Below are 8108 nucleotides of genomic sequence, written 5' to 3'. Positions count from 1 at the left end.
TCGACAAGGCGGTGAAGCTGGGGCTGAACCACCCGATGGGGCCGTTTGAGATGGTTGACCTGGTGGGGCTTGACACCAGGCTGAAAAGCCTGGAATACCTCAACAAGATGCTGGGCGAGAAGTACCGCCCCTGCCCGCTGCACGTGCAGTACGTCAAGGCCGGGCGCTTGGGCCGCAAGGTTGGCAGGGGCGTCTATGACTACGACGGGGACGGAAAGAAAAAATGATTTGGCCATGCGTTATTGGCCGCAGCCAATAATGAGTTTGGTATTTTTATAATTAGTGGGTGCTTATCCGCAAACTGCCGATAAGCACCCACTGCACATTTAAGCGTTGCCGCCGCGCAATATTTTGACAAGCGTATTGCGGGAAGGTTTCGGTTCCAAGAAACTTCCGCCGCAGGCCAAGGAAAGAGGGGCGCAAAATTCGGGAAAATTAACGCGCATGTCTTGCAATAAAGACAATCGTTGTTATATATATAATGAAAGTAAAACAGAAGGAGATGCAGATACGTAATAAAACAATATGTAGTTATTGGCTGAATTTTTAATTAATTTATTGATAATTAAAAAAATTGGATTAAAAATAACGAATAATTTAATTGGCAGATGTAAAAAACAAAGCGGCATTGCCGGTTTTGGCGGCCAATTGACTTTTGCGCGCCAAACTGTTATTGTAATACAAGAATTCTTATCCAACAACTCGGGATTTGGAGGATTTAATATGAAACTTTCAACCAAGGGCAGGTATGGCGTCGTGGCGATGTACGATTTGGCGGCCAATTCCGGAAACAGCCCCATATCTTTGAAAAGCGTCGCCGCCCGGCAGAATATTTCCGAACATTACCTTGAACAGCTTATGGGGCAACTGCGCCGGGCCGGCCTGGTGAAGAGTGCCCGGGGCGCTCAGGGTGGGTATCTTTTGGTAAAACATCCTTCCGAGATAACGATCGGTGATATAGTAAGAGTGATGGAAGGGCCGATTGCGCCGGTGGACTGCCTGTTAACCGACGATCCTTCTTCAGGCGGCTATTGTCAGAGGACAAAAAGTTGCGTTACGCGCGGCATTTGGCAAAAAGTGGGCGAAAGCATCGCTCGAGTGCTGGATTCGATTACCTTGGCCGATCTTTGCGAAGAAAAAATCTCGCCTGAAACCAAGCCGTATTTGACCAAGGCGAACGTATAGCGCCGCATAGCCGATGACCCTTTGTTGACATATAGGAAGGGATTTTGTATAATTTCTCTGATACATGCGGATATTTAGCAGGGCGAGGAGAAATCACCAATGGTTAATCTTACAGGCAAAGAACTGCGGGAAAGTTTTTTAAGGTTTTTTGAAGGCAAAAGGCATCTTATTCTGCCAAGCGCCTCGCTTATTCCCGAAAATGACCCTACGCTTTTGTTGATCGGCGCCGGCATGGCGCCTTTTAAGCCTTTTTTTACGGGCAAACTCAAGCCGCCCGACGTGCGCGTGGTTACCTGCCAGAAATGCATACGCACCGGCGATATAGAAAATGTCGGCCGCACGGCGCGGCATCATACCTTTTTTGAAATGCTGGGCAATTTTTCTTTTGGCGACTATTTCAAGAAAGAGTCCATAAGTTGGGGTTGGGAATATATAACCGAAATCCTGAAAATACCGGCGGACAAACTGTGGATCACTATCTATACGGAAGACGACGAGGCATTTGCCATCTGGCGGAACGATATAGGAGTGCCGGCGGAGCGGATTAGCAGGATGAAGGATAATTTCTGGGAGATCGGCCCCGGCCCTTGCGGCCCCTGCTCGGAAATTTACGTTGATTTGGGGGAAGAACGAGGCTGCGGCAAACCGGATTGCCGGGTGGGCTGCGACTGCGATCGTTACCTTGAAATATGGAACCATGTTTTCACCCAGTTCAACAAAGAATTGGACGGTTCCTATTCGCCGCTGGCGAAAAAAAATATTGATACCGGCGCGGGATTGGAACGCATAGCTTCCGTATTGCAAAATAAAAAGTCAAATTTTGAAACAGACCTTATTTTCCCGATCATTCAATACGCCCAGGAGTGTTCCGGCGTTAAATATGGAAGCTCGGAAAAGACCGACATTTCGCTGAAAGTTATAGCCGATCACGCCCGGGGCGTCAGTTTTATGATCGGCGATGGAATATTGCCGTCCAACGAAGGGCGCGGATACGTGTTGCGCCGCGTGCTGCGCCGCGCCGCGCGCCACGGCAGGCTGCTCGGGATTGACCGGCTGTTTTTGGCGGGGGCAGTTGACGTAGTGGCGGAATTATTCGGCGAACATTACGGAAATATTGCCGAAAAAAAGGATTATATCAAAAAAGTGATACAACTGGAAGAAGAACGCTTTAATTTGACGCTTGAGCAGGGAACCGAACTTTTGATTTCCGAACTGGCAAACATGCGGGAAGGCGCGGGCAAAGTGCTAAGCGGCGAGACAGTGTTTAAACTTTATGACACTTTCGGGTTTCCATTGGAACTAACGGAGGAAATACTTGCGGAAGAAGGGTTTTCCATTGACCGGGAAGCCTTTGAAGAAGCCATGAACAAACAGCGCGAGTTGGGCAGGTCGTCCAGAGGCGATAAAGAGAGGACGTTGAGTTTTCCGCTTGATTTTTCCGGCTGCGACGCGTCTTTATTTAAAGTGGACGAAACTGCCAAAGACAGCGTGGTAGCATTAATGTTTGAAACCGGAGCAGGCGCGCGAATAGAAGCGGGAACTGCCGGGCAGGAAGTCATAATAGTATTGTCTGTTTCTCCTTTTCACGCCGAAGGCGGGGGGCAGGTCGGCGATGCCGGGAGCGTAACCGGGGAAAACGGCGCCGCCGCAGTTCACGCCGTCCGCAAGCTTGCTGACGGCACGACGGTGCAATACGCTCAAATTACCGACGGCAGGTTGGCGGTGGGCGACAAGGTAACGGCTGTCTCCGACCATGCGCGTAAAAAGGCCACGGCGCGCAACCATACGGGCACCCATCTTTTACACGCCGCTTTAAAAGAAACGCTGGGATCTCACGTCAACCAGGCCGGCAGTTATGTGGGGCCCGATCGGCTGCGTTTTGATTTTTCCCATTTTTCGCCTGTAGGCGCACAGGAATTGGCGCAGGTGGAACTGTTGGTTAACAATGAAATACTGCAAGGCAAAAAACTGGAAATTTGTGAAGTCAGCCGGCAAGAAGCGCGCGCAATGGACGCGGTTGCGCTTTTTGGCGAAAAATACGGCGAAGTCGTCCGGGTGGTGTCCGTGCCCGGTTTCAGCGTGGAGTTATGCGGCGGTACGCATGTGGCTAATACGGCGGACATAGGCTTTTTCAAAATTGTCGGCGAAAGCGCCGTAGGCGCCGGCATACGGCGGATTGAAGCTGTTACCGGGCAAGAAGCGGTCGCTTTTGTGCAAAACATGGACGCGCTGCTGTCAGGCGCGGCGGCCGCGCTCAAATGCCGCCCGGGCGACATAGGGGGCAGGATTGAAAATATACAGGCGGAGCTTAAAGCCGCGCAACAGCAAGTGAGCAAACAAGGCGAAATTCTGGCGAAACTCAAATCGGACGACATAGGAAGCGCCGTCAAGGATATCAACGGAATAAAAGCGGCGGTGCTGGAAATAGATACGGCCGATATGGACGTTTTGCGCGGGTTTGGCGACAAGATGCGCGACAAACTCGGCGCGTCCGGGGTCGCGGTGCTTTTCAGCAAGCGCGGCGGCGGCAAAGTGGATTTGTTGGCCATAGCCGGCAAACAGGCGGTGGAAAGAGGGGTGCACGCCGGCAAATTGGTGAAGGAATTGGCGGCGGCGGTGGGCGGCGGCGGCGGCGGGCGGCCTGATATGGCGCAAGCCGGCGGCAAACGGGCGGAGCTTGTTCCGGAAGCTATGGTCAAAGCCTGGGACGCGATAAAGGCGCAATTGCAATAATAAAAACTGAAAGTTGAGCGGCTTTTTTGATACCGATCCGCGATTGTATGGTAAAATATATATTGTTGAATTAATGCTGGTGATTGCCCGGGCGCGACAGCAATCGCCGGCGGCGGCGACAAGTGGGCTTGATTTTCCATTTTCTTGGCGGGAGGGTTTGCTATGGCCGATGTATCAAAAGATACAGTATTATACAGGAGCGATACGGCGAAAAAAGTAGTGGCGGATGAAATAGCTTATGTTTGCATGGCGTTGGCGGAGAAAGGCTATAATCCAATCGATCAGCTTGTGGGCTACCTTTTGTCCGGAGACCCGACATATATAACCAGCCATAAAGACGCGCGTGCGCGCGTCAGGGCTTTTGAACGGTATGAACTGCTGGAGGAATTAATGGAAAGTTATTTGAATAAAAAAAATGTTTGACGCAATTTATAAAAAAACGCCCACGCTGCCCGAAATAACGCGCGGGGATCGATGCGCGCCATGCGATTTTTAGGGATTGATTTAGGGGACAAGCTTATCGGCGTGGCGGTAAGCGATCCATTGGGCATTACCGCGCAGGGCGTTGGCGTTATCAAACGCGCCGGGCTGGAATATGACTTGGAAAAACTGTCCGGGTATGTGAAAGAGTATGCGGCAGACGGTTTTGTCGTGGGCTACCCCAAAAACATGAACGGAACAATCGGTGAACGGGCGCTTTTATCGGAACAATTCGCCGCGATTTTGAAAGAGCATTTTGCCGGCAAAGAAGTAGTCCTTTGGGACGAGCGCCTGACTACGGTGGCGGCGCAAAAGGTGCTGATAGAAGCGGACGTAAGGCGCAAAAAACGTAAAACCCTTGTCGATAAATTAGCCGCGGCCTTAATTTTGCAGGGTTATTTGGATAACTGCGGCATAAAAAACAGCGGATATTTTACCGATAGCCGCTGAACAATCGGTTGAGGCTGGGAAAACAGAGGTGGTTTTGTGCCTTTAGGGAATTTCAATTTCCGCAGCAAGCGTAAACTGATCAGTGTCGCGGTGGCTGTAGCGTTTTTGCTTTTGTTTGGCTTCGTCCGCTGGGCCGGCGGCAGGGCGGCGGCGTTTATTAAAGAACAGGCCGCTGAACAGGATTTTCTGGAAGGGACGGTCAGTATCGGCGATGTGGGAGCGGCGTTCAGCGGCGATGTCTGGCTGAGCGACGTTGTTTGGAAAGATCCGAGCGGTAATTTGGTGGCCAGGATACCGCGCCTTAATATTTCGGTGCGCCTTCGGGATGTATTGCGCACGAGTTTCGGCGTGGGTTCCATCCAAGCAATAATTTTGGAGCGCCCGGAATTGCACCTGTCCTATGATCCCCAAAGCGGGCTCAATGTTCTCTATCTGATAAAAATAAAAGAAAACGGGGACAAAAGCGGCGCCGCCGGGCAGTCAGCCGAAAAGGCAGGCGAAGGCGCCGGCTTTCGCGGTACGGTGGAGATAGCCAGCGGACTTTTGGAAATAGTTTCCGGCGACAGCCGGCTGCGTTACGAAAATCTTGAAAGCAAACTTTCCTACGCATCTTTTCCCAAAGCGACCGGCGTTATGCAGGCCAAACAAAACAAAGCGGATTTGGCCGGCAAGTTTGAGATAGACCACTATCCGGCCGGGAACAAGATCGATTTGCAAATAGAAGGGCGCTCGCTGGCGCTGCGTGATTTTTTTGATATGATTTCGGTCAAAAGCAATTTTAAAATCCTGGAAGGCAACATAGACACATTGCGGGCGATGATAACGGCGCAAGGCGAAAAACCGCTTAAGATGCAGGTGCAGGGCGATTTTTCCAACGTCAGGGGCGAGGCGGCCTCAATCGCGCTGGATTCTTTTAAAGGCGTTTTCAGCGGCAATCAGGAAGAGGTTTTTTTTACTGACGTAAACGGCCGGCTTAACGGACAGCCTATTGGCATAAACGGCAAGGTCGCTGTTAAATCCGAACCTTACAGACTTGACGTAAAAATAGCATCGGAGGCCTTCAAAATAGACGCCCTCAGCCCCGGCATGGGAATAAGCGCGCCTTTGGCGTTCAACGCCGATATAACCGGCACCCTTGACGACTTGCGGGCCAAAGGCAGTTTCTCCATCGCGTCCCTTAAAACCGAACAATTGGAACTTGTCAACGGACGGGGAGATTTTCGTTATAATAAGGGCGTGATAAATATTTCCGACGCGAGCGCCGGCGCTTACGGCGGCACAGTAAGCGCGGACGGAGCGGTGAAACTTGACGAAAAGAGTTTTCTTTTCAATTTGAGGGGCTATGGCTTAAACAGCGCGGCGATGGCGGAAACGAATATTCATGGGCCGCTTTCTTTCAACGTCCGCGCGACAGGCGTGGGCGAGCCGGCCGCCGCTTTGTCCGTTGGCTCTTTCGCCATTGGCAAAGGCGACTTTGCGGGCATACCTTTTAATTCGCTCACGGGCGACTTCAATAAAAAAGGCAACGATATGACTTTCAGCAATATAACGATTAGCACGCCGGCAGGCGTAGCGCATACAAAAGCTTCGGTCAGCACAAGCGGAAAAATAAAATTTGACAACATCGACATCAGCATGTTCCAAAAACAAACTTTGCAAGAAAAAATAAAAAGTAAGACAGATAAAATAGCTGATGCGATAAAGAAAATCTTTTGATACTTTATCGGTTGAAAAAGGATAAGATTCGCAAGCCAATTGCCGCCCTGCGCGGCGCAAACCGTAGGTTGGCATAAGAGAGGGCGATTATTTGCGACAAAGCGCCGCGGCAAAAGACGCAAAGATGCCATGCCTTTCGCCAAAGGCCGGTATGGGCCTATTTGTCCCTGAGCGGTTGCGCAGGCGCTGGTTCGGGAATATCAAGATGATGGGGGAGAGGTACTGATGAAGGATTCGGGCGAAGAGTTGATAGAAGATGCGGTCATTGTCATGGTCGATGAAAATGGCAACGAAGAATATTACATAGAGGAAGAGATTATAGACATTGGCGGCAAAAGGTTCGCGGTATTGATACCGGTGGATGCCGACGAGGAATATAGCGGCGAATTCGGCGAAGACGCGGTTATCGCCAAAATAATTGCCGGCGAAGGCGGCGAGGACAATTATTGCGATCCCACCGATGAAGAATTTGCCGAAGTGCTGGCGATCTATCAAGAACGCGAAAAAGAAGAAGAAAGCGACTGATAGAGTATTGAAAGAGACGTAGCATGCTGAAAAGGACAGTTTTTTTAATAGCGTTTGCCGTTATTGTGGCGGGTGGCGGTCTGTATTTTTTTCTTGGCAGGCAAAAACCCATTAATGAGGGGCGGATTGTCGTGCTGAAAGTGGAAGGCGGCATGTCGGCTTCGCAAATAGCGCAATTGCTGGAAGAGAAAGGAATCATTAGGAGCGCCCGTGTTTTTCTGGCGCAGACGAAGTCGCGCGGCATGGAGAACGCACTGCAGGCCGGAGAATATGAATTGGTCGCAGGAATGGCGGAGCGGGACATCTTGGAAAAAATAGCGTCAGGCGACGTCCGGACTGTGAAATTCACGATACCGGAAGGATTCAACGTCAAAGAAATCGCCGACTTGTTGGCGAAAAACGGGCTTGCCGGCGCCGATGAATTTTTGGCGGCAGCCAAAGATTATGCCCCTTATGAATATATGAAAACCGGCAACCGGTTGATTGAATACAAAAGCGAAGGATTTTTGTTCCCTTCCACATACCGCGTTGCCGCGAACGTCGGCGGAAAGGCCATACTTGACATGCTGGTCAGGGAGTTCGACCAACAGCTGACCGATGGCATGCGGGAAAAATTGCGGGAAAAAGATATGAGCGTACGCGATTTCGTTACGCTTGCTTCGCTTGTGGAAAAGGAGGCGGCAGTCGCCGAAGACCGCAAATTCATCGCCAAAGCTTTTCTTAAAAGGCTTGACATTGACATGCCTCTGCAATCGTGCGCTACCATACAATACATTCTGGGCTATCCCAAGCCTGAACTGTCCATTGCCGACACCAAACTGCCGTCAGAATACAACACTTACCTGCATTACGGACTTCCGCCCGGCCCTATTGCCAATCCCGGTCTTTTGTCCATGCAGTCGGTTCTAAATCCCGCTCAAGAGGACTATCTATACTTTGTGGCGCAGAAAGACGGCAAACATATTTTCAGTTACACTTATGATGAACATTTGCGGGCGATTGAAAAAGCAAGCCAATAG

At 50.8% G+C, this 8108-nt stretch carries 8 protein-coding genes; all 8 read left to right on the top strand.

The window, feature by feature from the left end; genetic code table 11:
- The coding region (locus LBO03_06605) for a 3-hydroxybutyryl-CoA dehydrogenase (protein ID MDR3349257.1) at positions 1 to 227 on the top strand (227 nt) is incomplete at its 5' end.
- 496 nt (positions 228 to 723) lie between these two features.
- On the top strand, positions 724 to 1185 hold the full coding sequence (locus tag LBO03_06600; GenBank protein ID MDR3349256.1) for an Rrf2 family transcriptional regulator: 462 nt from the start codon (positions 724 to 726) through the stop codon (positions 1183 to 1185).
- Between the two features lie 99 nt (positions 1186 to 1284).
- Positions 1285 to 3918: an alanine--tRNA ligase gene (alaS, locus tag LBO03_06595; protein MDR3349255.1), complete on the top strand. Its 2634-nt coding sequence runs from the start codon at positions 1285 to 1287 to the stop codon at positions 3916 to 3918.
- A gap of 162 nt (positions 3919 to 4080) precedes the next feature.
- A complete protein-coding gene (locus LBO03_06590; GenBank protein MDR3349254.1) occupies positions 4081 to 4341 on the top strand; it encodes an IreB family regulatory phosphoprotein in 261 nt (86 codons plus the stop codon).
- Between the two features lie 60 nt (positions 4342 to 4401).
- Positions 4402 to 4848, top strand: a complete 447-nt coding sequence (gene ruvX / locus LBO03_06585; GenBank protein MDR3349253.1) for a Holliday junction resolvase RuvX — start codon at positions 4402 to 4404, stop codon at positions 4846 to 4848.
- Between the two features lie 36 nt (positions 4849 to 4884).
- The gene (locus LBO03_06580; protein ID MDR3349252.1) at positions 4885 to 6564 is read left to right on the top strand and encodes an AsmA family protein; all 1680 of its coding nucleotides are present in this window, start codon (positions 4885 to 4887) and stop codon (positions 6562 to 6564) included.
- A gap of 225 nt (positions 6565 to 6789) precedes the next feature.
- A complete protein-coding gene (locus LBO03_06575; GenBank protein MDR3349251.1) occupies positions 6790 to 7089 on the top strand; it encodes a DUF1292 domain-containing protein in 300 nt (99 codons plus the stop codon).
- Between the two features lie 23 nt (positions 7090 to 7112).
- Positions 7113 to 8108, top strand: a complete 996-nt coding sequence (gene mltG, locus LBO03_06570; protein MDR3349250.1) for an endolytic transglycosylase MltG — start codon at positions 7113 to 7115, stop codon at positions 8106 to 8108.

It is taken from the genome of Acidaminococcales bacterium (genome assembly GCA_031290885.1).
In the GTDB taxonomy this organism is placed as follows: Bacteria; Bacillota; Negativicutes; order Acidaminococcales; family JAISLQ01; genus JAISLQ01.
Note: the sequence above shows the minus strand (reverse complement) of the source record. Positions and strands in the feature narration are given on the sequence as shown.

Excerpts from the sequence above, each read along its gene's own strand:
- LBO03_06600 (MDR3349256.1), top strand. The coding sequence starts at position 724 with ATGAAACTTTCAACCAAGGGCAGGTATGGCGTCGTGGCGATGTACGAT.
- alaS (MDR3349255.1), top strand. The coding sequence starts at position 1,285 with ATGGTTAATCTTACAGGCAAAGAACTGCGGGAAAGTTTTTTAAGGTTT.
- LBO03_06590 (MDR3349254.1), top strand. The coding sequence starts at position 4,081 with ATGGCCGATGTATCAAAAGATACAGTATTATACAGGAGCGATACGGCG.
- ruvX (MDR3349253.1), top strand. The coding sequence starts at position 4,402 with ATGCGATTTTTAGGGATTGATTTAGGGGACAAGCTTATCGGCGTGGCG.
- LBO03_06575 (MDR3349251.1), top strand. The coding sequence starts at position 6,790 with ATGAAGGATTCGGGCGAAGAGTTGATAGAAGATGCGGTCATTGTCATG.
- mltG (MDR3349250.1), top strand. The coding sequence starts at position 7,113 with ATGCTGAAAAGGACAGTTTTTTTAATAGCGTTTGCCGTTATTGTGGCG.